We start from the raw sequence: 24740 nt of genomic DNA, 5'->3' as shown, positions 1-24740 counted from the left end.
AATACTTGAATAAAAATTCATTGACGAGAACGAGTACGTTATAGAACTGTTCCCCAGAGAGTTGGCGATTTGCTGAAAGCCAACGTTCAGTGCGTAACCGAAAATCATCTCCGAGAAGTAGAACCGAATGTTACAGTAAGTTCTTACCGGCCGTCCCCCGTTACAAGGAACACGTATCATGTTGTACGTTGCAAAGCCGTATACATATAGATTTATTTCTACATGTGTAAATTAGGGTGGTATCGCGGGTAAATATAACTCGTCCCTTTCTTTAGGGACGAGTTTTTTGTGTTCTTACAAATGAATGAAAAAGGAGGAAAAACAATGAACACTGTATCAAAAAAACATATTTTTTTCACGGGTCTTATGCTATTTTCTTTATTTTTTGGGGCAGGTAATTTAATTTTCCCTCCCATGCTTGGGCAAAACGCAGGTGAAAACTTTTGGCCAGCAATGATTGGATTTTTACTAACAGGAGTTGGCTTACCACTACTTACTGTTATCGCAATTTCTCTATCAGGAAATGGAATGCAGCAACTTGCAAGTCATGCCCATCCATTATTCGGAATTTTCTTTACAGTAGTTGTATACATTGCCATCGGTCCATCCATGGGCATCCCACGTGTTGCAAATGTCGCTTATGAAATGGGGGTTAGTTCTTTCTTGCCAGAAACAATCCGCTCTAGCAGCCTAGTGCTATTTGTATATACAATCATCTTCTTTACTATCGTATTTTGGCTGAGTTTGAATCCATCTAAACTTGTTGATCGTATTGGGAATGTATTAACACCTATTTTATTACTCTCTATTTTCTTATTATTTGTTAAAAGTGTATTTACACCACTTGGGCAATCAGGACCAGCGATGCAAGAGTATCAAACTTCTCCAATCTTCAAAGGCTTTATGGAAGGCTACTTAACAATGGACACTATTTCAGCACTTGCATTCGGAATTATCGTTGTAAATGCAATTCGCTCTAAAGGTGTGAATGATCGTAAGTCCATTGCCATCGCCACAGCAAAAGCAGGGCTTATTGCCGCTACAGGGCTCGTACTTGTATACGGTGCACTCGGCTGGCTTGGGGCAACTAGCGTCTCGCTCGGATATGCAAAAAATGGCGGACAGCTACTTACTGTTATCGTACAACAATTATTCGGTCCATACGGTTTGCTCCTATTATCTCTTATCGTTACACTCGCTTGTTTAACGACATGCGTTGGACTCGTATCTGCGTGCAGCCAATATTTTTCAACATTATTGACTACATTTTCATACAAAACGTTCGCGAGTATCATTTGCGCATTAGGATTACTAGTTGCCAACTTAGGTTTAACGAAAATTATCGCAATCTCTGTTCCAATTCTACTTGTTGTGTATCCAATTGCGATTGTACTCGTACTACTATCATTACTTCATAAATACTTCGGTGGATATCGCTCTGTTTATGTAGGTGCTTTAATTGGAGCAGCTGTAGTGAGCGTATTTGATGGATTAAAACAAGGTGGTATTTCAGTTTCATTTATCACACCATATTTTGAATTTATCCCTTTATATAATGAAGGAATCGGCTGGCTAATACCAGCATTAGTAGGAGGTCTTATTGGTCTTGCAACGGCTAGGTTAAGCGGTACGAAAAAAGTTCCATTAGTAACCGAATCTCACGAAGTAAAAGCCTCCTAAAAAAACTCCCAAAAGGGAGTTTTTTTACATTTGATACGCAGCATGATTAAAACTGCTTATTTTATAAGCCTTCGTATAATATTCAATATTTGTATCAACTGTTTCTACCTTGACAACATCATAGCGCTCTTCTTGCTTTACTAAAAATAAATAGTATTCCTCTGTTGCCTCAATAATCGCAATTTTATCTGTTTCAACATTATATTGTTCACAAAGCGCTTGTAATGCGTTCACATAATCCCCTAATTTTTTAGACTTATCCATTCCGAATATAGTTTGAACTAACATATACATTCTCCCCTTTATATGTACTGTTAACACCTCAATGATAACGCTTACATTATTTATCGTCAATAAAAACATTCAATTGTTTTAATGCCAAATCTATATTGTATCGAGCCAATAATCAGCGAGGAATTCCCCTCCAATTAAAGCTTCGCATTAACTGCCCGTAAAAGCCCGATTGGTGAGGGCTGATAATCAGTGGGAGAGGAACAACCTCCCCACTGATTAAAGTTTCACTTTATCACTTCGTTAATTGATGCCTAAATGCATAAATAACCGCCTGAGTACGGTCACTTACATTCAATTTATTTAATATATTACTCACATGTGTCTTTACCGTTTTCAGTGCAATAAATAACTCGTCCGCAATCTCTTGATTACTTTTTCCCTCTGCAATTAATAACAAAATCTCAAACTCTCTTTCCGTTAAATCATCATGCAAAGGTTGCTCTTTCTTTTGACGCATACGGGACATCATTTTCCCGGTAACTTTCGGCTCTAATACTGTTTCTCCATCATAAGTAGCTCGTACAGCATCAGCAATATCACTTGCTCTTGATGTTTTTAATAAGTAACTGGTCGCCCCAGCCTCAATAACAGGATACAATTTTTCGTCATCTAAAAAGCTTGTTACAACTACAATTTTTGCTTCTGGCCATTCTTGAATAATAGCACGTGTTGCTTCGACACCATCCATCTCATCCATAACAAGGTCCATTAAAATAATATCCGGCCTTAATTGCAATGCTAATTCTGATCCTTTTCTTCCATTCTCAGCTTCCCCTACTACTTCAATATCTGGCTGTGTAGATAAATATGCCGATACACCCATACGAACCATTTCATGATCATCGACAAGCAATACTTTTATCATGCTTCTCCCCCTCTCTCAATCATAATCGGTACTTTTACTTCTATTTGTGTACCTTTGGCCGGGAAACTAAGTACCTTAAGTGTCCCACCAATTTCATGAACACGCTCTTGCATCGATCTTAGGCCATATGAACCAGCCTTATTAACCCCTACTTCAAACCCAACGCCGTCATCAATGATTTTTAAAATCGCATATTGATCAATTTTTCGAAGGCGCACTTCTGTTTTCTTTGCCTTCGCGTGTCGCAACGTGTTTGATAGCGCTTCTTGCACAATACGGAATAAATGATCTTCTACACCTTTTTTTAATTCTATTGGCTCAATAAGCCATTCAATTTTCATATGTTGTTTTCGCGATAATTCCGTTAATAATTCCTCTATACCTTCTGTCAGTTTCTTACCTTCCAATTGTACAGGACGTAAATGAAGGAGCAATGCTCTCATTTCTGATTGAGCATTTACAACCATATTTTCAACAAGTTGCAATTGTTTTTTTGTCACCTCTGGAAATTCAGTTATTTGTTCATTAATCGCTGACATCATCATCGACATTGCGAAAAGCTGCTGACTTACTGAATCATGCAACTCCCTTGCTAAACGATGCCTTTCTTGAGAAATCGCTTCTTGTCTCATCTCTTCATTCCAATGAGCTCGTTCATTCGTTACTTTTTGAAAGAGTCCAGCTTGCTCCTCTAATCGACGAGCCAGAACGATTACTTTTCGTTCCACTTCATGAAATTCATCATCTGCAGTAAACGAAACATCGCTCGGAAAATTCCCTCGCTCTACTTCAAATAGAAAAGTATTTAATCCTTGTATACGCTGCTCTATATAATAACCGATTGCATATCCTACAATTCCCCCGATAAGTAAACTTGTAGTCATAATAAACAAGCCAATTGGAACAGAAGCGATGGATTCCTTCCATAATAAATCATACACTTGTTGCTCGCTTTTCCATACATATACAATTGTACAAATGAGTGCGATACTAACAGAGGACAACATAGAATAACGAATATACATCCACGAAATATTTTTTTGTTTCTTCATTATACTTTCCTCACTTCCGTGTCGCCTACGACAAGCGAAGAAATAATTTTAATACGACGAGGAGCCTCTTTATACTGCTCTGTTCTAAATGTAACATTGCGGTTAAACCCTGTCTCTTCATGACCTGGCAAGAGCACACGTCCGACAATAACAGAATGATTTAAAGAAAGTTCAATATCATATGGCACATATAAACGAATATTACCAACGACACCCCGAATAACAATTACCGTTTCCCCTTCTGGAATCATAGCAGTTGTTAAATCTATTTCCACATCACAAGCACCATATTGAACATTAATATCCTCAAGTTCATAAATATGATCCATCATTCGTACATTGCCTACAAACATATTTTTCAAATATGTTTCTGTACGATATATTTGCTTCTCTTCGTCTATAATCCCTTTTTCTTTAATTTCAACCTTCATTGCTTTTTGCTGATGCCCTTGTTGAATCAATTGATAACCAATTAAAGCTAAACAAGCAAATACGACAAGAACAAATGCTGCTGATGAAAATAAGAAAAATAAAAATACGATACCACCAACAAATAAAAATACATTTCCCCGTACATAACGATTCTTTTTACGATAATGCCTTCCAAACATAAGCATAATAAATGCAAAAATGAGACCACCTGGTTCAAAATGTCCAAGTATCATATCAAGAAAAAGACCGAATCCAAATATGATGAGGAGCATCCCCATTAATTGTGTCTTTGAAAAATGTTTCTTCATTTCAGCTCCCCCCTTCTTGTCACATATACATAGAAGAAAAGGCATTGCTTTCCAACACCTTTTCTCCTATCACTATATCATAAGCCTGTTTTATAATATACTACTATTATTTTGTTAACTCTTTCGTTAACGATACATCATTCTTTTCTTTCATTTCACGCTCAAGTTTTGCAATTTTCATATCAAACGTGTCACGCTCATGCTCTTCATTCATACGAGTTTCTAAGTCACGAATATGATCTTCAATCTCTTCAAATCGTAAGAACGGATTATTTTCATCCATTTTATGCATCGCAGTATTCATACGACGATTTGCATGTGCCATATTTTCACGTGCCATTAGTTCCATGCGCTTTGCGTGCATTTCTTTTAATTTATTTTTCATTTCAGAAAGACGACGCTCTAACTCATCAATTTGCTCTACAACACCTGCATACATTTCTTCTAATCGAGTTACTTGCCCTTCATAATAAGCTACCTCTTCTAACGCACGTTCGTGCAATTGTAATTCGTCTGCTTCTTGAGCAATGATAGCTTGCTTTGATCTTTTATTAACGAAATAACGTGCTTGCTCAAGCTCACGAGCAAAATTAGATTTTAATGTTTTATGACGCTCAATTAACTTCTCAATTTTTGTTATTTCACGCTCACTATCACGTAAATATTGGTTTAACATCGCAATTGGATTTTTTCTTTCCTTCTCATCTAACACGTTATGAAAATCAGCTAAAATTGCATCGCGTACACGTCCGAATAAAGATTGTTTCATTATAAATCTTCCTCTCTTCTACTTTATTTATAATTTGATTTATTGTTTTAATTTTTCATTAATTTGTTCCACTCATCTTCAAAGTTACTATATGGTTTAGAACTTTCTGGAGCAGATTCAACAACTACATCTTTTTCTTTTTTCCACTCACGGTATCCGTAGTATAAAACCACTAAAGCAGCGATACCGATTAATGCTGGCGAATGAGAAAGTGCAATGGATAAACCGATTAAACCCACAATACCCCAAGCTAACTTTCCAAAAAATGATTTAGCTCGCACAAATGATTTATAGCTCCAATATACAACTCCTGCTCCGATTGCGAATCCTACAATACCAGCAAGACTACCAAGAGCAATTAAAGCCAAAATACCGGCTGCGATAAACGCTAGAAATTGTTTCATCTTGTGCTTGCCTCCCTTCGATTTGATACTCTTATCTTAACTATTTTTTCATCTTTCCATAACGAGCTTAAGAACCGTTTTTAACTCAGACTTAAGACCGAGTCATATTCAGCCCTTTACGCAAAAAAACGTGCAGAGTCTATTCTCTGCACGTTTTTTAATTACTAACATTCATATTAAATTAAGCTGTTTTATGATACTCTTTTTTCTCAGCTACTTTCGAAAACCTTGGAAACCCAATTAAAATAGAAACAATACCACATACTCCAACTAAGATTGGATAAAATGCATATGGCAACAATTCAACCGGAGATAACGCTGCAAATCCTGCTGCCGTTAACATTTGGGCACCGTACGGAATTAATCCTTGCACACAACATGAGAAAAGATCTAATACACTCGCTGATTTACGAGGGTCTATTTCATATTGATCTGCAATATTTTTTGCAAGCGGGCCTGTAAAGATAATTGAAATCGTATTATTCGCTGTACACATATTCGTCATACTCACTAAACCAGCAATACCAAATTCCGCTCCTTTTTTCGAACGAATATTACGTGTTAATACATTCATTAAATATTGAATACCACCATTATATTGGATTAATTCAACCATACCGCCAATTAATATAGCAAGTAATACTAACTCCATCATACCGCCCATTCCAGTCGTTACACTTTTAAAGAAACTTTCTAACGTGTAACTTCCATCTATAAGGCCGATAACACCAGATAGTACAGTTCCACCAGTTAATACAATAAGTACATTCCAGCCAAGTAGCGCTGTAATAAGTACTCCTGCGTACGGTAAAATCTTTATCCAATCAAAGCTATGTGCTTTAATCTGCGTGTCACTTCCTGAAGTAACTATTACTAATAGTACAATTGTAATAATAGCCGCTGGTAACACAATTAAAAAGTTCGTTTTAAACTTATCTTTCATTTCTGTTCCTTGTGAACGAACAGCTGCGATTGTTGTATCTGAAATAAATGATAAATTATCACCAAACATCGCTCCGCCAACAACAGTAGCCATTGCAAGCGCAATTGAGATATCAGTTTGACCACTAATACCTACAGCAATCGGCGCTAATGCTGCAATTGTTCCCATTGAAGTTCCCATCGCTAATGAAATAAATGCACCAATAACAAAGATTCCAGCTACGATAAATCCTGGCGGTAAAATAGTTAACGCTAAATTAACAGTTGAGTCTACTCCGCCCATTCCTTTAGCAGTTTCAGAAAACGCACCTGCAAGCACAAAAATTAATACCATAATCATAATATCCGGATTTCCTGCACCTTTAGCGAACCGCTCTACTTTCACATTAAAACTTTCTTTACGATTCATCACTAAAGCGACCCCTACAGCAATTGAAATCGCTACAAGTATCGGCAATTTATAGAAATCACCTGTAATAATTCCAGAACCAATAAATAGCGCCAAAAATATCCCAAGTGGTAATAAAGCTAAACCATTTCCTCTCGTTTCTTTCAAAGTACCATCTCTCCCTAGTTTCAACCTTTTTCTAATAAATAACAAAAGACCTCTTCCGATGAGAAGAGGTCTTATACATCTATAAGAAACACTCTTCTCATCTTTCAAGCACACGCTTGCTGGATTTGGCACAGCACTCTGAAATCGAGTCCGCTGCCGAGGCATCGTAGGGCCAGTCCCTCCGCCTCTCTTTATAAGAAGGTTTCATATTTATTTTTTAATAATAATTTCTTCCCTAACTTTACTCGCTTACAAAACAAAAGTCAATTATTTTTTGTATAGATTTTTTTGGTAATTATACAAAAATTTGAATACAACAATCATTTTAACTTTTCGATTTCTTCTTCCAATATTGAAATCCAATAAAATTCACTATTTTTTATTGTTGCTAATATCCATTTCGTAGTGTGCCAAGCTAGCTCATACTCTTCCTTCGTGACATCACCACTTTTATAAGCATCCTCTAGCTCCTCTTCATCTAATACATACACCTTACCGCTAGATAATAATACTACATCTAAATATAAATCATCAAAATACGGTAAACCACGATCGTCTATTTTATATTCTTTCGCCACATCGATATAATATTGCACTAATTTTTTCTGATCATCTAACATAGCGGTAATCGCAAAGTTTTTCCCGTCTATGAAATATTGAATCCACGTATACTGATCTGCTGCAATACAAAGTTCTTCACCATCATATTCTTTACAACTAGGCTCTCTCACCTTTTTTATATCCAGTATTCCGAGCATTCCCTCTTCCACTTGCTTAACCGTATAACTCTTTTCTATTAGTCTCTTCCACGAAGAACCGTCACCATATTTTCGTTTCATTATGTCTGCTCCTCTTCTATATACAGAAAAGCTCCCACATATTATGTGAGAGCTTGTTCATATTATAATTAAGCCGCTTGACCCTTTTCAGAAATCTCTTTTAAATAAGCTTGTCCTTTTTCAGCGTCATATTGACCTTCCCACTTAGACATAACTACAGCTGCTAAAGAGTTTCCTACAACGTTAACTGCTGTACGAGCCATATCTAAAATACGGTCAATACCAGCAATGAACGCTAAGCCTTCAGGTGGAATACCTACTGTACCAAGTGTCGCTAATAATACAACGAATGATACGCCCGGTACACCTGCGATCCCTTTTGATGTAACCATTAATACAAGCAACAATGTAATTTGTTGTGTAATAGATAAATCAATACCGTACATTTGCGCTAAGAAAATAGCCGCAATTGCTTGATATAAAGTTGATCCATCTAAGTTAAATGAGTAACCTGTCGGAATAACGAAAGATGTAATTGCTTTCGGACAACCGAATTTCTCCATTTTCTCCATGATTTTTGGTAAAACTGTTTCTGAGCTTGCTGTAGAATACGCTAAGATCAGCTCGTCTTTTAAAATCTTAAAGAATTGGAAAATGTTAATTCCAAATATTTTCGCTGTAAGTCCTAAGACAACTACGACGAAGAAAATCATTGCTCCATATACGACAATTAGTAATTTCCCTAATGGAATTAATGAAGCAAGACCAAATGTAGAAACTGTAACACCAATTAGTGCAAATACACCAAATGGTGCAAATTTCATAACTTGGTTTGTTACGTAAAACATTGCGTCAGCCACACCTTGGAAAAATTGAAGAACTGGTCTTCCTCTTTCACCAATTGCTGCTACACCTAAACCAAATAGTACAGAGAAGAAGATAATAGCTAGCATATCTCCGTCAGCTAACGACTTCATAATGTTCGTTGGAACAATATTTACAAATGTATCTGCAAATGAATGACTTTGTACTTGCTCTGTCGTATGTGTATATTTCGAAATATCTGTCTTTGTTAACTGCTCCATATTTACGCCTTTTCCTGGTTGGAAAATATTCGCTATTAATAGACCGACAATAATTGCAATTGTTGTAATGATTTCAAAGTAAATAATTGTTTTTCCGCCTAGTCGACCTAATTTTTTAACATCGCCAACACCAGCAACCCCAACAACAATACTTGCTACAACAATTGGCACAACGATCATTTTAATTAATCGGATGAAAATATCACCAATTGGTTGTAAATAACTCACCACTGCTGGATTGCCAAAGAAAATCGCCCCAACCGCAATACCAAGCGCAAGTCCTATTAATATTTGCCATGCTAGTCCTATTCTTTTCATATTTGTTGTAACCCCCTCTTCGATGTGTCACTCTATCTCTCATTCTATCTCTATAAAACTAAGAAATTAAGAGTATTACATATTATTCGACAATTCACTACATTTTGTCCCTGTTAAAAATCATAAATCAAAAATTTAAATCTGACAACAAAATAACTTTGCCCGAACGCAAATAATTTTCTTGACAAAAAGTAGACCCATGTCAGAAAACCTCACATGAGAACGATTCCTCACTAGTGTTTTATTAGCTTTCCAAGTAATATTTCACCTCATAAAAACGAGTACTTTCCTCCTTCATTTTACAGGAAAATTCCAAAATATACCTTTTTTACACATATGAATAAAATGTAAGCACTATGACAATTACAGTTGAAAAATGATAAATTCCGACAAAACTTAGCAATTTTATAAAATTTCCTTTACATTATGATTACAACGATAGACACCCTTCTTCTTATGATATATAACATTCATAGGGAAAGGAGTCAGACAACAATGAAAAAGAAATTTGCAGCGTTTAGTGTTTTAGCAGCAGGAACGATTTTTGCTTCCCCGTTACTTTCACCCGTATACGCTGAAACGAATCAAGATAAATTATCTAACATTCAATCTGAATTAGAAGGCAAACAAAGTGACTTACAAAATAAATCAGTCGAGAAAGAACAAATAGAAAAAGAAATTCAAGAATTACAGAAGAAAATCGATGAATTAACTACTTCCATTAATAAAAATGAGACTGAATTAAACGATACAAAAAAAGAAATTAGCAAAACACAACAAGTAATTACTGACAAAAAGAAACATATAGAACAATTACAAACAAACATAGATACACGTCAGGAAGTTATTAAACAACGATTACAATCTATGCAAGAAAAACCGCGTACAAATATCATTACAGAAGTATTAACAAACTCTACAAACATTGCTGATCTTGTTGATAATATGTACTCCGTAAGTTTAATATTAAACAACGATACAGATATTGTAAAAAAACAAACATCTGATCAAAATGCTGTAACGACAGAAAAAGAGGCTGTTGAGAAAAAAGAACAACAACTGAAAGACTCTGAACAAAAACTAGAACAAAAACAACAAGAATTACAAAATAACCAACAGCAGCAACAAACTCTTATTAACGATCTACATACGAAAGTAGCAAAAGTAGATTCAGAGATTGAAGGATTAGAAGAATCCAAGGGCATTTTAGAAAATCAACGTCAAGCTGTTCAAAAAGCAATTGAAGAAGAAAAACGGGCGGAAGAAGCTCGTAAAGCGGAAGAAGCCCGCCAGGCAGAAGAGGCTCGCAAACAACAAGCTACTAAATCTGCTCAAGCGGCCCCAACACCACATGATACAAATATCGGTGGTTTTATCAAACCAGCAGCTGGATCAAAAACTTCCGGATTTGGTGTACGTTCTTTAGATAACCATAAAGGAATTGACATCGCTGCTTCGGGAACGGTTCCAATTATCGCTGCTGCAGATGGCGTTGTTATTCGCTCAGAATTATCATCTAGTTACGGAAACGTAGTGTATTTATCTCACCGTATAAACGGAAAAACATATACGACAGTATATGCTCATATGAATAGTCGTTCTGTATCGAATGGACAAACTGTAAAACAAGGCGATCAGCTTGGATTTATGGGGAATACGGGCCAATCATACGGACAACATTTACACTTCGAACTTCATCTTGGAGAATGGAATGTCGGCAAGACAAACGCAGTTGACCCATCTCCTTATATCGGATTATAAAAAACCTCGGTGCCTACCGAGGTTTTTCATTTACACTTCACACACTATAGGCATTCTACATAGACTATAACTAAATGCCTATAGTTTACGAGGTGATCCATATGAATACGCAATTACAACAAAAAATAGAAGAAGCTAGAGAAACGTATATTGGCCGGATATTTACATTTGGCGGCTCAGTTTTATTTTTAATCGGTTCATTCCTCGCAGTCACCACAGCCTATAAAGCGTATAATCGTCTATTACATTCATCAACATAAAAAAAGACGGGAGATCCCCGCCTTTTTTTATGCAAACATTTTAAATACACCTATCGCATTTAAAAATACAATTATTACAGTTACCGGAATAACATAACGAAGTAAGAAGAACCAAATGTTAAATAACGTTTTCCCTTTCGTTTCCGTCACTTCTAATTCTTTCATCAACAACTCTTTACTCATTTTATTTGGTACAAATAATGAAATAGCTAGTACTCCTAACGGCAGCAATACGTTACTTACCGAAAAGTCGACTAAATCAAAGAATGTTTTCCCAAATATTTTCACGTCACTCATAATCCCAAATGATAACGCTGATGGAATACCGACTGCAAAAATAAGAATACCAATTAATAATGATGCTGACGGACGCTTCTTCTCATTACCTTTCGCAACAGATGCTACTACAATTTCAAGCATTGAAATTGCTGATGTTAAAGTCGCAAAGAAGAATAAAATTAAAAACATAATAAAGAAAAATTGACCAAATGGTATTTTTGCAAATACTGCTGGAAGGACGATAAACAGTAATCCCGGTCCTTCAGTCGGTTTAACTCCTAATGCGAAAATCGCTGGGAAAATTGCTAATCCTGCAAGTACTGTAACAAAAACAGTTAAACTTACAATAGATGTTGCCGATTTCGCTAAATGTTCCTCTTTCTTTAAATACGAACTATACGTTACCATTACCGAGGCACCTACAGTTAGCGAGAAGAAAGATTGTCCCATCGCATATAAAATTGTATCTGCTGTAAGCTTTGAAAAATCTGGTTTTAAGAAGAACTCTACTCCAGCAAAAGCACCATCGAGTGTTAACGCACGAACAATAATCGCAATAAATAAAATAAATAATAGCGGCATCATGTACTTACTTGCCTTTTCTATACCTTTCTCTACACCTTTACTTACAACAAAAATCGTACAAAGCATAAAGATAAATTGTGCTCCAATCGCACTTAATGGATTTGAAATCGTTTCACCGAACAATTGTCCATAATCAGCTGCACCATTCCAGAAACTTCCTGTCACACTATAATATAAATAAAGTAAAATCCATCCACCTACAACACTATAAAAAGATAGTACACTAAAACAAGTAACAACTCCCATACGACCAATCCAAGGATATAATTTGCTATTTGGCACTAGTACTTTATAAGCTGTAACCGCCTCTTTTTGCGTGCTACGTCCAATAACAAACTCCGCTATTAGAAGAGGCATACCTATAAATAAAGTTAATAGTAAAAATACAAGGAAGAATGCGCCTCCCCCGCCATTACCTGCAACATATGGAAATTTCCATATCGCACCAAGACCTACTGCGGCTCCGGCTGCTGCGAGTACAAAGCCTATTTTCGACGTCCATTGCTGTGTTTCTTTCATCATAACTTCTCCTTTTCTGAATATTTAAACTTTTGTTAATTATACACTTTCATTTCATACTCGCACACCTCCTTTAGAAAATAAAAAAGTCCCCTACACGCAAATATGCATGTAGAGGACGATATATGTAATATAAATACCGTGGTACCACCTCAATTGGATTGATAAATCCCACTTGTTCAAGTACAGGAATAATTCCGATACTCTATCCTTTTAACGGCGGAACCCGGGTTGCCTACTACAATGTTCAACATACCTCTCGCAAGCCCATTCTGTATATTTTATCGTACCGGGCTCCCACCTAACCCCAGCTCTCTGAACGCATCAAATATACGTACTCTTCTTGCTCATCGATTTCATCTATTGAAGTTACTTGTGATTATAAATTATATTTTTATATTTGTAAAGCGCACTTTATCTTTTATTATTTTAAAAACTTTTCCTCTAACTCACGTAAAAAACTTTCTCTTTTCCCCTCATTTTGCACATATACTGATTTCAACACTTCTTGGAGCAATATATTTCGTTCCCTCTTTTCTAACTGTAAATCTTTTAACTTCAACCTTACTTCATATAAAAAATCTAAATACGATTCATATGTCTCATCATATCTATTTGCAATATCATCTCGAATTTTTTTTGCGAGCTTCGGGCTCGCTCCCCCAGTAGAAACTGCTATATTAAGTAAACCACGATGAATCGCTGCCGGAAAATGAACATTACCACTTTCCGGATTTGTAATAACATTTACTAATTGATTCTCAGCGGCATCTTCAGCAACTTGTTCATTTAATATTGAATCACTACTCGCTGCAACAACTAAAAAAGCACTTTTAATATCACTTTTTTCATATTCTCTTTGATACCAACGAATTTTCTTTTCTTCCACAAGTTTTACTAAATTCGCATCTAATTCTGGACTTATCACAACTATATCCGCACCCTGTTTGAGTAAAGGAATAATTTTAAATCCTGCAACTTTTCCCCCGCCAATAACAACAACGCGTTTCTCATTAACTCGCACTGTAAGTGGATACATACTGATCTCCTTTCAATAACTCCGTCGTTTTCTGAATTAACATATCTTGAAACGCTTCATTCTTCCCTAAATATGGACTAATTTTTATCTCTTCCACTTCATATTGGCGCACTTCTTTCTCAATATGTTTCATAAGTAAACCTGTAAATAACAAGTAAGGCAGTACAACGATGTTCTTTTCTTTTCGTTCTACAACTTCCTTTAACTTCTCCTCAAATTTTGGCTCTGCAGCCGCTAAATAACAAACTTCTACTTTTTTAACCTTCTCTTTTGTTTGAAATAAAGAAGCAATCCAGTTTATATCTCTTAATACTTCAGGATCACTGCTCCCTCTTGCAACAAGAAGTAACGTCACTTCATTTTTATCTTCCTGTTCGATGCCACTTCCGCTATACACCGATTTAACAAGTGTTTCTGATACACCAAACGGATTACCATAGGTAACTTTAACATCCGAAAATTGATTGGTTAACTTTTCCAATTCAAAAGGGATATCTTTTTTTACATGACCTGCCGCTAATAAAAAAACAGGGATAGCAATAATCTCAGTGGCCCCACGCTTCACACATGTACGAAAACCATCTTCAATAGAAGGATTCGCTAACTCTAAAAAACAAACTTCTTGAATAGTCGCTTCTATACGGCTCATGCACGATGTAATAAATTGAATCGCCTCTTCTTTCGCTGTCTTCAAACGACTTCCATGACATATATATAAGACGGCTTTCATTTTACAACACTCCACTTACTTGATAAGCATTTTCTGTCTGCTTCTCAAACCAATGAATTTTTTCTCTAAAACGGACAACCTCTCCAATTACAATCATACTCGGATTTTGAATTTGCTCTTTTTTCGCAACATCTACAATTGTCCCTAACGTTCCAACAACTGTGCGTTGCATAGACGTCGTCCCCTGCTCAATAATAGCAGTTGGCGTACTTTTATCTTTTCCATGCTTCATAAGTTGCTCACATATGTAGGGCAAATTACTAACCCCCATATATACCGCTAAAGTCTCTACACCTTTCGCTAAACTTTCCCATTTCACTTCTTCTTCAGCACCTTCTTTCCTATGCCCAGTCACAATAGCAAAACTTGCACTTGCATCACGGTGCGTCACTGGAATGCCCGCATAAGCAGGAGCAGCTATTCCAGCTGAAATACCAGGAATGATTTCAAATGGTACACCTTGCTTTGCTAATGCTTCAGCTTCTTCTCCCCCTCTACCAAACACAAATGGATCGCCGCCCTTGAGCCTCGTTACAACTTTTCCTTTTTTCGCATACTTAATAAGAAACGTGTTAATTGTCTCTTGCTTCATCGTGTGATAATTCGGGAGTTTTCCACAATAAATTAAATCCGCGTCAGGCTTTGCGTATGAAAGCAGCTCTTTATTCACAAGTCGGTCGTATAAAATAACATCTGCCTTCTCAATACATTTCAACCCTTTAACAGTAATTAAATCTGGATCGCCAGGACCCGCTCCAACAATATAAACCTTCCCCATCATCTCTCCTCATTTCTACTATTAAAATGAAACTTCCATTCGTATATAAGAATGGAAGTTTTTATTTTTTCGTATTACTGATCTCTACTCATGGATAACAAATGCCCCACCTTTTCGAATCTTCTTTTTTTCAAACAAAGAAATCTCTTTTACCTCTGGCAACGGTAAAAAATGCTTTTCAAGCTCAATCTCCGCAAGCTTAAATGCCTGTTCTTCACTTTGAGCAACAACAACAATCGGAACAATACTATTTACTAACACAGCTTCAAATCGATATAAATCCATATCGTCCCTCCTAAGACGCTATTACTTCTTCTAGCACGTTATTTAACGCTATTTGTAATGTATCTACACCAACACGACCTACAAAATCATAAAATGTTTCGGCTGGTAATTTATTCTCTTTGAAATAACTTATAAATGATGCGAGTACATCAGGTAGATCCTCGCCATCTATTTTTCCTTTTAACTTTTGATTGTAGGCACCGCCATCTAACAATGTTCCACCTACGTATATTTCAAACGCTTCAACAATACCTTTTTCCTTCGTTTTCATTTTCACCCCTTGTAGCCCAATGTCAGCAATTTGACGTTGACCACATGAATTTGGGCAGCCTACCATATGAATTCGAACTGGAACATCGAGTGCAATTTGTGTATCTAAGTATTCTGCAATTTTTCGTAATCTTTCTTTCGTTTCTACTAGTGCAAGATTACAATATTCAATACCGGTACATGAAACCGCATGACCAATAAATGATTTCGGGCTAGCAGATATCGCTTCAAACAGCGGTTCACTAAGTAATCCTTTTACATTTTCCGGAGGAACGTTCGGAATAATGAAGTTTTGCGAGTTACATGTACGAATTTGTCCATTTCCATATTGCTTTGCGATTCTTGCAATCTCAAACATTTCTTCTGCATGTAAACGACCTACCGGTACATTAAAACCTACATATTTTAATCCCTTTTGTTTTTGGTCTTGAACACCATAAAAATAGCCTGCATTCCATCCTTTGAGTGCACTTTCCCCTTTACTTTGTAAAGGCCCTGTATACTCTATTAGTTTCTCTTTAAATTTCTCTGCTCCCCAGTCCGCAACAAGAAATTTCAACCGAGCTAAATGACGTTTTTCACGATATCCAAAATCACGGAATATAGTAGCAATCGCAATCGCCACCGCCTTCACTTCTTCTGGTAAAACGAATACATCTAATTCATCAGCTAAATACGGTCGAGCTGATAATCCTCCACCTACTTTTATATGAAAACCAACTTTTTTCTCACCATCTATTTCTTTCGTTGCAGGCGTAAATGCAACACAGTTAATTTCTGCGTTTGCTGAATTATAAATATTAGAACTAATAGACATTTTAAATTTACGTGGCAAGTTAGAAAACTCTTCATTATGTTGGAAGTAATCATATACTTCTTTTACAATATGCGTTGTATCGAATAGTTCATTTGCATCAATGCCAGCAAGCGGATTACCTGTAATATTCCGCGTTATATCACCACAAGCCCCCGCTGAAGATAACCCCACTCTTGCTAATCTTTTAAAAATATCTGGAATTTGCTGAATTTCTAACCAGTGAAACTGAATCGCCTGTCTCGTCGTAATATCTATTACATTACGTCCATAATCTTCAGCGATAGAAGCAAGTACTTCTGCCTGTGCATTTGTAATAATCCCTGACGGAATATTTACCCGCATCATAAAATAACCAGCTTCTTTCGGTCTTTGTAAATACAAGCCTGCCCATTTAAAGGCATCCCACTCTTCTTTCGGAATAGATTCGAAACCATTTTCCGCATAGTAAGGAATATCATTAAAAATTTCTAAGCCATCTTTTTCTAATTTATTTTTCTCGGTCTGATTTAATTTTTCATTGTTAGCCCATACTTTTTCATAACTCATTGTTTATCCCCCTATATAAAACTACGCTCTTGTAAGTACTTCACGATTTGTTCTGCACATTCTTCAATAGAATATTTGTGCGTTTCTACAATTAATTCCGCTTGCTCTGGCTCTTCATAAGGCGAATCAATACCTGTGAAATCCTTAATATCACCTTTTCTTGCCTTTTTATAAAGTCCTTTCGGATCACGTTTCTCACACTCTTCAATCGGACACTTCACAAAAATTTCAATAAATTCATCTGCCGCTAATAAATCTCTTACTTGTTTGCGGTCTACTCGAAATGGTGAAATAAATGCTGTAAGGACAACTGCTCCTTGGTCTACAAATAACTTTGCCACTTCGCCAATACGTCTTATATTTTCCATGCGATCACTTTCAGAAAATCCTAAGTCTTTATTTAAACCGTGGCGAATGTTATCCCCATCCAGCACATAATTTCCAATATTCTTTTCAAACAGTTTACGAGCGACCGCATTCGCTACTGTAGATTTACCCGAAGCTGATAAACCAGTAAACCAAATTACAAAACTATGATGTCCATTCTTCACTCTTCTCTCATCTTTTGAAACCGAAGCTGTATGCCAAGTAATATTCGTATCCATCTCGTTCTCTCCCTATTCTGTTACTACTTCTGTTTTCAAGCCTTTAATTAGCACTTCCACTACTTCTTTACGACTAAATGTACTTGGCGGAATCTCACCGTTTCTTAATAATTCCCTTACTTTTGTACCCGATAAAATAACATGATCTTCTTTTCCGTGCGGACATGTTTTCGTTGAAGCCATCGCTTCACATTTCGTGCAGTAAAAACTATGCTCAAAGAATAGTGGTGTAATTCCTAACTCTTCTATCGTAAAATTTGTGAAGATTTCTTGCGCTTCATACGTTCCGTAATAATCTCCTACTCCAGCATGATCACGCCCTACTATAAAGTGGGTACATCCAAAATTCTTTCTTACTAACGCATGAAATATCGCTTCCCTTGGTCCTGCGTAACGCATGGCAGCAGGAAATACACTTAAAAAGACACGATTTTTCGGATAATAGTTTTGAAGAAGTACTTCATAGCTTTCCATTCTTACATCAGCAGGAATATCATCCGATTTCGTTTCTCCAACGAGCGGATTTAAAAAGAGACCATCTACAATTTCAAGAGCAGATTTTTGAATATACTCATGGGCACGATGTACCGGGTTTCTCGTTTGAAATCCGACCACTGTTTTCCACCCACGTTTTTTAAATGCTTCCCTCGTTTCAATTGGGTCTAAATGATAAGAAGGAAATTGATTATTTTCAAAGCGTTTTGTTAGAATAATAGTTCCTCCAACGTAAACGTTTGGTCGTTCATATAATTTTTTCACTCCTGGATGAGCCTCATCCGTTGTTTTATATACAAGTAACGCTTCTTTTTCTTTATCTGGTACAAAAATATCTTCTATTTGAATGACACCGTATATATTTCCATTGTTGACAAGCTTTACTTCCTCTCCAGCCTTCAGGCTTTCTGCGACTTTTTCTGTTACCGGTAATGTAATCGGTATACTCCACACACTACCATTTGCTAAACGAAGCGTTTCTACAACAGAATCATAATCTTCCTTCCCTAAAAAACCAGTAAGGGGGCTATATCCACCTGTCGCCAATAGTTCTAAATCACTTAACGCAATATTGTCTAATTTAATTTCTTTTTCAATTTGTGATACGTCATATGTCTCATCTATACGGTTTACTAATTCGTTTACTATGCTCATTTTTCTATATCCTCTCTTAGCTTTATTTCAAGATTCATCTTATTGGTAATGAAGACCACATTCAGTTTTCACTTTTCCAGCCCATCTACCATCTCTTGAATCGCCACCATCCCCTACAGGTAACGTACATTTCTCACACCCAATACTTGGATAGCCAACATCATGCAACGGGTTATACGGCAAGCTATGTTTGTATACATATCGCCAAACTTCTTTCCACGTCCAATGAATGAGTGGACAAACTTTAATAGATTGAAAACGATGATCTTGATTTATAAACTTTGTATGCTTACGTGTTTCTGATTGTTCCCTTCTTAAGCCCGATATCCATGCTTTTTCCACGACTAATGATTTTTCTAAAGGTAAAATTTTTCTAATCTTACAACAAAGATTCGGATTGCTCTCCCACAGTTTTTCACCATGCAACTTCGCCTGTTCATCAAGTGTAAGTTCTGGCTGTTTTTCTATAATATTCAATGAAGGAAATCGTTCCCGCACTTTTCGAATTAATTCATACGTTTCTTGAAAATGAACATTTGTATCCAAAAATACAACTTTAGCAGATGGATTTACTTGGTTTATAATGTGCAGCAATACCATACCTTCCACCCCAAAGCTACATGCGTAGACAACCTCATCTTTATATTCTTTATAAGCCCAATTTAATACTGATAACGCACCTTTTGTTTCATCTTCTTCCGAAAACGAAACAACATTTTCTTCCCACGTTTCATACGTCAACATGTTTTTTCCCCCTGTAAAAGCAAAAAGACGGTTTTAACCTAATGAAAATAGGTTAAAACCGCCTCTAGTTTTTCTAGTCAGCGCTTTTCACTTTAAACGTACTTTTTCACTTTTCTCTAACTGAATTACTTTCCCATCTTGCACAACAATTGTAATTGAACCATATTTCATATCAGCAAGCATCGCTTCAATCTTCTCGGATACTTCATCAAAATGTTCCCGTACACTCACGCGAACAGCCCCCCTTTTTATTCATAAAAAAAATCTTTCCCATTTCGAAAAGACTGTTCGGTAATATATTTTACCTTATCTTTCAAAATGGATCCCATTTTGCTGGATTTAGCACCTTGCTTTCTATAAGCAGGTTGCCGAGCTTCTTCGGGCCAGTTCCCTCCGCTTCTCTTGATAAGCTTTGTATTTGTATTTTATCACAATTCTGATTTTTTTCAATCCTAGTTTTCCGATATATTTTAATTATTTTATTTTATAAAAAAGGAATTGCCCATTCGAACAACTCCTTTTCCTATTTAGACAAGCTCTTTAATACGTATGCGATCGTTCCCAATAATATTTTCATATGTTTCGCGTTCCACAACTACTTGCGATGTTCCGCCTTTTGCAAAGACAACGGCTGGTCTTCGAATCCGATTGTAATTATTCGCCATCGAGTACCCGTATGCTCCTGTACAGGAAACTGCTAGTAAATCAGAAGCAGCGACTTTCGGTAAATGAATATCCCAAATCAACATGTCTCCACTCTCACAGCATTTCCCGGCAATCGAAACGAGTTCCTCATTCTCATCATTCGCTCGATTCGCTAACATCGCTTCATAACGCGCATTATATAAAGCAGGTCTTAAATTATCTGTCATTCCACCATCGACTGATACATATTTCCGAATACCAGGAATATCTTTCACAGATCCAACTGTATAAATTGTTGTCCCAGCATCACCTACAATGCTACGGCCTGGCTCAATCCATATTTCTGGCAATGGATATTCACATACAGTAAATTGTTCTCTCACTGCACTTGTTACAGCTCGCACATATGTCTCAAGAGTTAATGGTGTATCTGACTCTGTGTAACGTATTCCAAATCCCCCGCCTACATTTAACACTTTTACTACATAGTTTGTTTGCTCTCTCACTTCTTCTAAAAATTGGCGAAGAACTTCAATTGCTCGAACAAAACCAGCTGTTTCAAATATTTGCGACCCAATATGTGAATGGATTCCTAGCACATTATAATTGGATTTTTGTAAAGCAAATCCAATTGCCTGCATTGCTTGACCGTTTGAAACACCAAATCCAAATTTCGAATCATCTTGACCTGTTGTAATATATTCATGTGTGTGCGCCTCTACTCCAGGCGTTACACGAATTAATATGTTCACAAATTTCCCATGTTGCATCGCTAAATCGTGTAAAACTTCTAATTCAAAGAAATTATCTACGACAAAACAACCGATATTCGCCTGAAGAGCCATCACTATTTCTTCTTCTGTTTTATTATTTCCATGAAAATGAATACGTGATGCCGGAAATCCTGCTTGGAGCGCAGTATATAATTCTCCCCCAGAAACAACGTCTAATGACATATTCTCTTCACGAGCTACTCGGCACATCTCCATGCACAAGAACGCCTTGCTTGCATATGCTACTTGATAAGAGAAACCACTTTCTTTAAAAGCACGATGAAATGCTCGGCATTTTCCTCGAATAGACTCTTCATCGTATACATAAAGTGGTGTTCCGTATTGCTTTGCTAGCTGCGTCGTATCGCACCCTCCAATTTCTAAGTGTCCTTGCCCATTAATTCGGCTTGTGCCGTGTAAATACATTTAAATTCCTCCCTTATTTCCTCTAAAACTCATAACCCCAATCTTCTATTCATTGCAGCACGCTTTTAGATAGACAAAAAACGCGCGGAACAATGTTCACACGCGTTTCTTATTAGGAAAAATATATATTGAAAAAATAAACGAGTTGTTATCTCCTCAAAATAAGAAACCGCATCAACATCTCCAAATAGCTCTCCATAAAATAAATCTTATGACAGTACTACATTTATTCAATGCAGTCCCAATATATGAATAAGATGGTTATTCTTATATTTCGGCAATAGTCCCTTTCAACCTATGATCACAGATTCCATTAAATCTCCCATAGCTTACTCTTTCCTATCGCGGCCTCTACCTTTGAGAGTAGATGAGGTAAGTCTATTTAATTTTCAAACATCTAATTGTTGCTATTAACAATACCAAAGGACCATTTTATTTGTCAAACAATTTTTTATATTGTTTTTTTACAGTTTAGTTTCGTATCATTTGGTAAGCGCTTTACTGAAATCTTTGTCACTTCCCATTCGCCTTCTTCGTTATTAAATGTAATCGTTACCTTCTCAAATGGTGGAGCAATTTTCCCAGCAACACGTTCATACTTTGTCACTTCAATACTTGCTTGAAATAAATATGTACCGCTATACACTTTTTTTAAACTAATAATTTTAGGACATTGATAAGGTTTCAAACTTCCATATTGTTTTTCAATTGCTTTATTTATTTTTGGAAATAAAACAGAATAAAGTGCATCTTCCATAAGAGGTGCATCATATTGGGCTACCGACACACTCGGTGAAGTAAAAAGTATAACACTACTGCATGCTATAAAATATAATAATTTTCGCATTATAACCTCCGTATTATCACGCGATTCTTTCTGCGTACAATAATTATCATACATAGAAATTCTGTTTTATTGTCTCCCACCACTCTTTTTCTACTCGATTATTATAAAAAAGCCCACAACCTTCTTTTATTTTCGTATAATGATACTCATAGTATAATAATCATAATAACAAAGGACTGTTCGTATATATAAAATGAGTCGTTAAGCAAACTGACTCACAAGAACTGTCATGCTTTTTAGGAGAGGAGTCTATTATGCTACAACATCTGTTTCCAAAACTGCGATTTGCACTCGTTGCAGTCGTTTTACTATGGATTAAAACATATATTGTGTACAAGCTAGCATTTGATATTAAAATTGATAATTTCTTTGAAGAATTCATGCTTTTTATCAATCCACTAGCTGCGTTACTTTTATTTTTCGGCTTAGCTTTACTTGCATCTAAGCACCGAAACCGAATTATAATTGGAATCAGTTTTATACTGTCATTTATTTTATTTGGAAACGCAATGTTTTATGGGTTCTATAACGATTTCGTTACTTTCCCTGTTTTATTCCAAACAAACAATATGGCTGATTTAGGGACAAGTATAAAAGAACTCTTTACGTACAAAACATTACTTTTATTTGCAGATGCAATTATTTTAATGTTTATTTCACGTAAATTCCCATCATTTGGCGACAAAACACCACTTTCCCGCTCAGAGAAGCGAACTTTCTTTAGCGGTGTAACAGCTTTATTAGCACTACAAATTGTTGTATCAGTTATTTATAAACCACAAATGTTCTCGCGCTCATTTGACCGTCAAACTGTCGTGAAGAATTTAGGTTTATACACATACCATCTATTTGACATTACGCTTCAATCCAAGTCTTCAGCTGAGCGTGTATTTGCAAGTGGAGATGGGTTTTCTGAAATTAAAAACTATACAGACTCAAAAGACAAACAAGTTGATAAAAACTTATTTGGAGCTGCAAAAGGTAAAAATGTAATTTTAATTTCAATGGAATCTACACAAAACTTTGTTATTAATAAAAAAATAAATGGAAAAGAAATTACACCATTTTTAAATGAATTTATTAAGGATAGTTTCTATTTCGATAACTTCTATCATCAAACTGGACAAGGCAAAACTTCTGATGCTGAATTTATCGTTGAAAACTCACTTTATCCGCTAGATCGTGGTTCTGTATTCTTTACTCATGCAACAAATGAATACACAGCGACACCAGAACAATTAAAGAAATACGGATATTCTTCTGCCGTCTTCCATTCAAACGATAAAACGTTTTGGAATCGGGATGTAATGTATCCTGCGCTTGGATATGATCGTTATTTTAATTTAAATGATTACGCAGGAACGGAGCAAATGTCTGTCGGTTGGGGATTAAAAGATAAAGAGTTCTTTGAACAATCTATTCCAAAGTTAAAATCTTTACCGCAACCGTTCTATACAAAATTTATTACATTAACAAATCATTTTCCGTTTCTTCTAAATCCGGAAGATCAATATGTTGATGAATTCAACTCGGAAAGTGGTGTTGTAAACCGCTACTTCCCAACTGTTCGTTACACAGATGAAGCTCTTAAATTATTTATTCAACAATTAAAAGAAGAAGGATTATATGATAATTCCGTTATTGTCATTTATGGTGATCATTACGGTATTTCCGAAAACCATAACGCAGCTATGGCACAGTTCCTAGGAAAAGATACTATTACACCATTCGATTCTATGCAATTACAACGAGTCCCTCTTATTATTCATGTGCCTGGCCAAGAAGGAAAAGTTGTTTCTAAAGTATCCGGTCAAATTGATATTAAGCCAACGCTCCTTCATTTACTTGGTATTAAAACAAATAAATCCGTTGAATTTGGAACTGACTTATTTATTAAAGAGAAAGACCCGCTTATGGTAATGCGTGATGGTAGCTTTGTTTCTGAAGAGTATGTTTATACAAAAAATATGTGCTACAAAAGAAGTACGGGTGAAGAAGCTGACATGACGTTATGTCAGCCGTATATTGAAAAAGCAAAAACAGAATTAAAACTCTCCGATAAATTAATTTATGGAGATTTATTACGCTTCGATCCTAATAATCGATATAAAACCGGAACGATGACAACGAAATTTGAATAGTAAAGGAAGCAACTTTATACAAGTTGCTTCCTCTTTTTATTTCCACTTAATTTTCGA

At 36.1% G+C, this 24740-nt stretch carries 25 protein-coding genes, 3 riboswitches and 2 other annotated features; of the genes, 4 read left to right on the top strand and 21 right to left on the bottom strand.

The window, feature by feature from the left end; genetic code table 11:
- The first annotated feature begins 11 nt into the window (after positions 1-11).
- Positions 12-270, top strand: a binding site (T-box leader).
- Between the two features lie 54 nt (positions 271-324).
- Entirely contained in the window at positions 325-1680 is a 1356-nt protein-coding gene (gene brnQ3, locus ACTL4X_RS07360; RefSeq protein ID WP_001099135.1) for a branched-chain amino acid transport system II carrier protein BrnQ3, read from the top strand.
- A 24-nt stretch (positions 1681-1704) separates the two neighbouring features.
- Here brnQ3 and ACTL4X_RS07355 read toward each other — a convergent pair whose 3' ends face one another.
- The 9 genes from ACTL4X_RS07355 to gltP form a co-directional block, all read right to left on the bottom strand.
- On the bottom strand, positions 1705-2043 hold the full coding sequence (locus ACTL4X_RS07355) for a DUF3922 domain-containing protein (protein ID WP_119683145.1): 339 nt from the start codon (positions 2041-2043) through the stop codon (positions 1705-1707).
- Between the two features lie 163 nt (positions 2044-2206).
- Positions 2207-2839 (bottom strand): response regulator, encoded by a 633-nt coding sequence (locus tag ACTL4X_RS07350; protein ID WP_000598707.1) that lies wholly within the window; start codon positions 2837-2839, stop codon positions 2207-2209.
- Positions 2836-3891, bottom strand: coding sequence for a sensor histidine kinase (locus ACTL4X_RS07345; RefSeq protein WP_000744328.1), 1056 nt, complete (start codon positions 3889-3891; stop codon positions 2836-2838). The genes ACTL4X_RS07350 and ACTL4X_RS07345 overlap by 4 nt, the downstream gene beginning before the upstream one ends.
- The gene (gene liaF / locus ACTL4X_RS07340) at positions 3891-4631 is read right to left on the bottom strand and encodes a cell wall-active antibiotics response protein LiaF (protein WP_000716095.1); all 741 of its coding nucleotides are present in this window, start codon (positions 4629-4631) and stop codon (positions 3891-3893) included. The genes ACTL4X_RS07345 and liaF overlap by 1 nt, the downstream gene beginning before the upstream one ends.
- 106 nt (positions 4632-4737) lie before the next feature.
- Positions 4738-5400, bottom strand: coding sequence for a PspA/IM30 family protein (locus tag ACTL4X_RS07335; RefSeq protein ID WP_000814124.1), 663 nt, complete (start codon positions 5398-5400; stop codon positions 4738-4740).
- A 47-nt stretch (positions 5401-5447) separates the two neighbouring features.
- Positions 5448-5804, bottom strand: coding sequence for a lmo0954 family membrane protein (locus ACTL4X_RS07330; protein ID WP_000808640.1), 357 nt, complete (start codon positions 5802-5804; stop codon positions 5448-5450).
- Between the two features lie 181 nt (positions 5805-5985).
- Positions 5986-7302, bottom strand: a complete 1317-nt coding sequence (locus ACTL4X_RS07325) for a Na+/H+ antiporter NhaC family protein (protein WP_000665496.1) — start codon at positions 7300-7302, stop codon at positions 5986-5988.
- A 94-nt stretch (positions 7303-7396) separates the two neighbouring features.
- A riboswitch (SAM riboswitch) is annotated at positions 7397-7502 on the bottom strand.
- A gap of 120 nt (positions 7503-7622) precedes the next feature.
- Positions 7623-8141 (bottom strand): DUF402 domain-containing protein, encoded by a 519-nt coding sequence (locus ACTL4X_RS07320; protein ID WP_000824664.1) that lies wholly within the window; start codon positions 8139-8141, stop codon positions 7623-7625.
- Positions 8142-8209: 68 nt separating this feature from the next.
- Entirely contained in the window at positions 8210-9484 is a 1275-nt protein-coding gene (gltP, locus tag ACTL4X_RS07315; protein WP_000821134.1) for a glutamate/aspartate:proton symporter GltP, read from the bottom strand.
- Between the two features lie 495 nt (positions 9485-9979).
- Between gltP and ACTL4X_RS07310 the strand changes: the two genes are divergently transcribed.
- Together ACTL4X_RS07310 and ACTL4X_RS07305 are read left to right on the top strand one after the other, a co-directional pair.
- Positions 9980-11245: a murein hydrolase activator EnvC family protein gene (locus tag ACTL4X_RS07310; protein WP_000726086.1), complete on the top strand. Its 1266-nt coding sequence runs from the start codon at positions 9980-9982 to the stop codon at positions 11243-11245.
- A gap of 101 nt (positions 11246-11346) precedes the next feature.
- The gene (locus tag ACTL4X_RS07305) at positions 11347-11505 is read left to right on the top strand and encodes a hypothetical protein (protein ID WP_001096001.1); all 159 of its coding nucleotides are present in this window, start codon (positions 11347-11349) and stop codon (positions 11503-11505) included.
- 27 nt (positions 11506-11532) lie between these two features.
- Here the strand turns inward: ACTL4X_RS07305 and ACTL4X_RS07300 are convergent, their stop codons facing one another.
- The 12 genes from ACTL4X_RS07300 to ACTL4X_RS07245 all read right to left on the bottom strand — a co-directional run bounded on the left by ACTL4X_RS07300 (position 11533) and on the right by ACTL4X_RS07245 (position 22542).
- Positions 11533-12888, bottom strand: coding sequence for a sodium-dependent transporter (locus ACTL4X_RS07300; RefSeq protein WP_000665430.1), 1356 nt, complete (start codon positions 12886-12888; stop codon positions 11533-11535).
- A gap of 111 nt (positions 12889-12999) precedes the next feature.
- Positions 13000-13248: a binding site (T-box leader), on the bottom strand.
- 64 nt (positions 13249-13312) lie between these two features.
- On the bottom strand, positions 13313-13927 hold the full coding sequence (locus ACTL4X_RS07295) for an NAD(P)-binding protein (protein WP_000283357.1): 615 nt from the start codon (positions 13925-13927) through the stop codon (positions 13313-13315).
- Complete coding sequence (locus tag ACTL4X_RS07290) at positions 13902-14657, bottom strand: sirohydrochlorin chelatase (RefSeq protein WP_000648887.1); 756 nt, start codon at positions 14655-14657, stop codon at positions 13902-13904. Before ACTL4X_RS07290 ends, ACTL4X_RS07295 begins: the two co-directional genes overlap by 26 nt.
- 1 nt (position 14658) lies before the next feature.
- Positions 14659-15435, bottom strand: coding sequence for a uroporphyrinogen-III C-methyltransferase (gene cobA, locus ACTL4X_RS07285; RefSeq protein WP_441395011.1), 777 nt, complete (start codon positions 15433-15435; stop codon positions 14659-14661).
- A gap of 84 nt (positions 15436-15519) precedes the next feature.
- Positions 15520-15720, bottom strand: a complete 201-nt coding sequence (locus tag ACTL4X_RS07280) for a DUF3906 family protein (RefSeq protein WP_000366914.1) — start codon at positions 15718-15720, stop codon at positions 15520-15522.
- Positions 15721-15730: 10 nt separating this feature from the next.
- Positions 15731-17353 carry a nitrite/sulfite reductase gene (locus ACTL4X_RS07275; RefSeq protein WP_000119621.1) on the bottom strand — a complete coding sequence of 541 codons (1623 nt, stop codon included), beginning with the start codon at positions 17351-17353 and terminating at the stop codon, positions 15731-15733.
- A gap of 11 nt (positions 17354-17364) precedes the next feature.
- The gene (gene cysC / locus ACTL4X_RS07270; RefSeq protein ID WP_000380499.1) at positions 17365-17958 is read right to left on the bottom strand and encodes an adenylyl-sulfate kinase; all 594 of its coding nucleotides are present in this window, start codon (positions 17956-17958) and stop codon (positions 17365-17367) included.
- A gap of 12 nt (positions 17959-17970) precedes the next feature.
- A complete protein-coding gene (gene sat / locus ACTL4X_RS07265) occupies positions 17971-19107 on the bottom strand; it encodes a sulfate adenylyltransferase (RefSeq protein ID WP_000029492.1) in 1137 nt (378 codons plus the stop codon).
- Between the two features lie 39 nt (positions 19108-19146).
- Positions 19147-19851: a phosphoadenylyl-sulfate reductase gene (locus ACTL4X_RS07260; RefSeq protein ID WP_000959022.1), complete on the bottom strand. Its 705-nt coding sequence runs from the start codon at positions 19849-19851 to the stop codon at positions 19147-19149.
- Between the two features lie 87 nt (positions 19852-19938).
- Positions 19939-20082 carry a YezD family protein gene (locus ACTL4X_RS07255; protein ID WP_000116158.1) on the bottom strand — a complete coding sequence of 48 codons (144 nt, stop codon included), beginning with the start codon at positions 20080-20082 and terminating at the stop codon, positions 19939-19941.
- Between the two features lie 72 nt (positions 20083-20154).
- Positions 20155-20263: riboswitch (SAM riboswitch) on the bottom strand.
- A 115-nt stretch (positions 20264-20378) separates the two neighbouring features.
- Positions 20379-21695, bottom strand: coding sequence for a diaminopimelate decarboxylase (lysA, locus tag ACTL4X_RS07250; protein ID WP_000280642.1), 1317 nt, complete (start codon positions 21693-21695; stop codon positions 20379-20381).
- Between the two features lie 180 nt (positions 21696-21875).
- Positions 21876-22057, bottom strand: a riboswitch (Lysine riboswitch).
- An 89-nt stretch (positions 22058-22146) separates the two neighbouring features.
- The gene (locus ACTL4X_RS07245) at positions 22147-22542 is read right to left on the bottom strand and encodes a DUF3888 domain-containing protein (RefSeq protein WP_001228823.1); all 396 of its coding nucleotides are present in this window, start codon (positions 22540-22542) and stop codon (positions 22147-22149) included.
- A gap of 254 nt (positions 22543-22796) precedes the next feature.
- Between ACTL4X_RS07245 and ACTL4X_RS07240 the strand changes: the two genes are divergently transcribed.
- Positions 22797-24683 (top strand): LTA synthase family protein, encoded by a 1887-nt coding sequence (locus ACTL4X_RS07240; protein WP_000939078.1) that lies wholly within the window; start codon positions 22797-22799, stop codon positions 24681-24683.
- Positions 24684-24740 lie beyond the last annotated feature (57 nt).

This window comes from Bacillus sp. RE35 (assembly GCF_052146655.1).
Classification (GTDB): Bacteria; Bacillota; Bacilli; order Bacillales; family Bacillaceae_G; genus Bacillus_A; species Bacillus_A cereus.
The sequence above is the reverse complement of the archived record's forward strand: the minus strand, read 5'-3'. Positions and strand labels throughout refer to the sequence as shown.

Excerpts from the sequence above, each read along its gene's own strand:
- ACTL4X_RS07330 (WP_000808640.1), bottom strand. The coding sequence starts at position 5,804 with ATGAAACAATTTCTAGCGTTTATCGCAGCCGGTATTTTGGCTTTAATT.
- ACTL4X_RS07300 (WP_000665430.1), bottom strand. The coding sequence starts at position 12,888 with ATGAAAGAAACACAGCAATGGACGTCGAAAATAGGCTTTGTACTCGCA.
- ACTL4X_RS07280 (WP_000366914.1), bottom strand. The coding sequence starts at position 15,720 with ATGGATTTATATCGATTTGAAGCTGTGTTAGTAAATAGTATTGTTCCG.
- ACTL4X_RS07260 (WP_000959022.1), bottom strand. The coding sequence starts at position 19,851 with ATGTTGACGTATGAAACGTGGGAAGAAAATGTTGTTTCGTTTTCGGAA.
- ACTL4X_RS07290 (WP_000648887.1), bottom strand. The coding sequence starts at position 14,657 with ATGAAAGCCGTCTTATATATATGTCATGGAAGTCGTTTGAAGACAGCG.
- ACTL4X_RS07245 (WP_001228823.1), bottom strand. The coding sequence starts at position 22,542 with ATGCGAAAATTATTATATTTTATAGCATGCAGTAGTGTTATACTTTTT.
- ACTL4X_RS07275 (WP_000119621.1), bottom strand. The coding sequence starts at position 17,353 with ATGAGTTATGAAAAAGTATGGGCTAACAATGAAAAATTAAATCAGACC.
- ACTL4X_RS07310 (WP_000726086.1), top strand. The coding sequence starts at position 9,980 with ATGAAAAAGAAATTTGCAGCGTTTAGTGTTTTAGCAGCAGGAACGATT.
- ACTL4X_RS07350 (WP_000598707.1), bottom strand. The coding sequence starts at position 2,839 with ATGATAAAAGTATTGCTTGTCGATGATCATGAAATGGTTCGTATGGGT.
- ACTL4X_RS07320 (WP_000824664.1), bottom strand. The coding sequence starts at position 8,141 with ATGAAACGAAAATATGGTGACGGTTCTTCGTGGAAGAGACTAATAGAA.
- liaF (WP_000716095.1), bottom strand. The coding sequence starts at position 4,631 with ATGAAGAAACATTTTTCAAAGACACAATTAATGGGGATGCTCCTCATC.
- brnQ3 (WP_001099135.1), top strand. The coding sequence starts at position 325 with ATGAACACTGTATCAAAAAAACATATTTTTTTCACGGGTCTTATGCTA.
- cobA (WP_441395011.1), bottom strand. The coding sequence starts at position 15,435 with ATGGGGAAGGTTTATATTGTTGGAGCGGGTCCTGGCGATCCAGATTTA.
- ACTL4X_RS07305 (WP_001096001.1), top strand. The coding sequence starts at position 11,347 with ATGAATACGCAATTACAACAAAAAATAGAAGAAGCTAGAGAAACGTAT.
- ACTL4X_RS07240 (WP_000939078.1), top strand. The coding sequence starts at position 22,797 with ATGCTACAACATCTGTTTCCAAAACTGCGATTTGCACTCGTTGCAGTC.
- lysA (WP_000280642.1), bottom strand. The coding sequence starts at position 21,695 with ATGTATTTACACGGCACAAGCCGAATTAATGGGCAAGGACACTTAGAA.
- sat (WP_000029492.1), bottom strand. The coding sequence starts at position 19,107 with ATGAGCATAGTAAACGAATTAGTAAACCGTATAGATGAGACATATGAC.
- cysC (WP_000380499.1), bottom strand. The coding sequence starts at position 17,958 with ATGGATACGAATATTACTTGGCATACAGCTTCGGTTTCAAAAGATGAG.
- ACTL4X_RS07335 (WP_000814124.1), bottom strand. The coding sequence starts at position 5,400 with ATGAAACAATCTTTATTCGGACGTGTACGCGATGCAATTTTAGCTGAT.
- gltP (WP_000821134.1), bottom strand. The coding sequence starts at position 9,484 with ATGAAAAGAATAGGACTAGCATGGCAAATATTAATAGGACTTGCGCTT.
- ACTL4X_RS07345 (WP_000744328.1), bottom strand. The coding sequence starts at position 3,891 with ATGAAGAAACAAAAAAATATTTCGTGGATGTATATTCGTTATTCTATG.
- ACTL4X_RS07355 (WP_119683145.1), bottom strand. The coding sequence starts at position 2,043 with ATGTTTTTATTGACGATAAATAATGTAAGCGTTATCATTGAGGTGTTA.
- ACTL4X_RS07295 (WP_000283357.1), bottom strand. The coding sequence starts at position 13,927 with ATGTATCCACTTACAGTGCGAGTTAATGAGAAACGCGTTGTTGTTATT.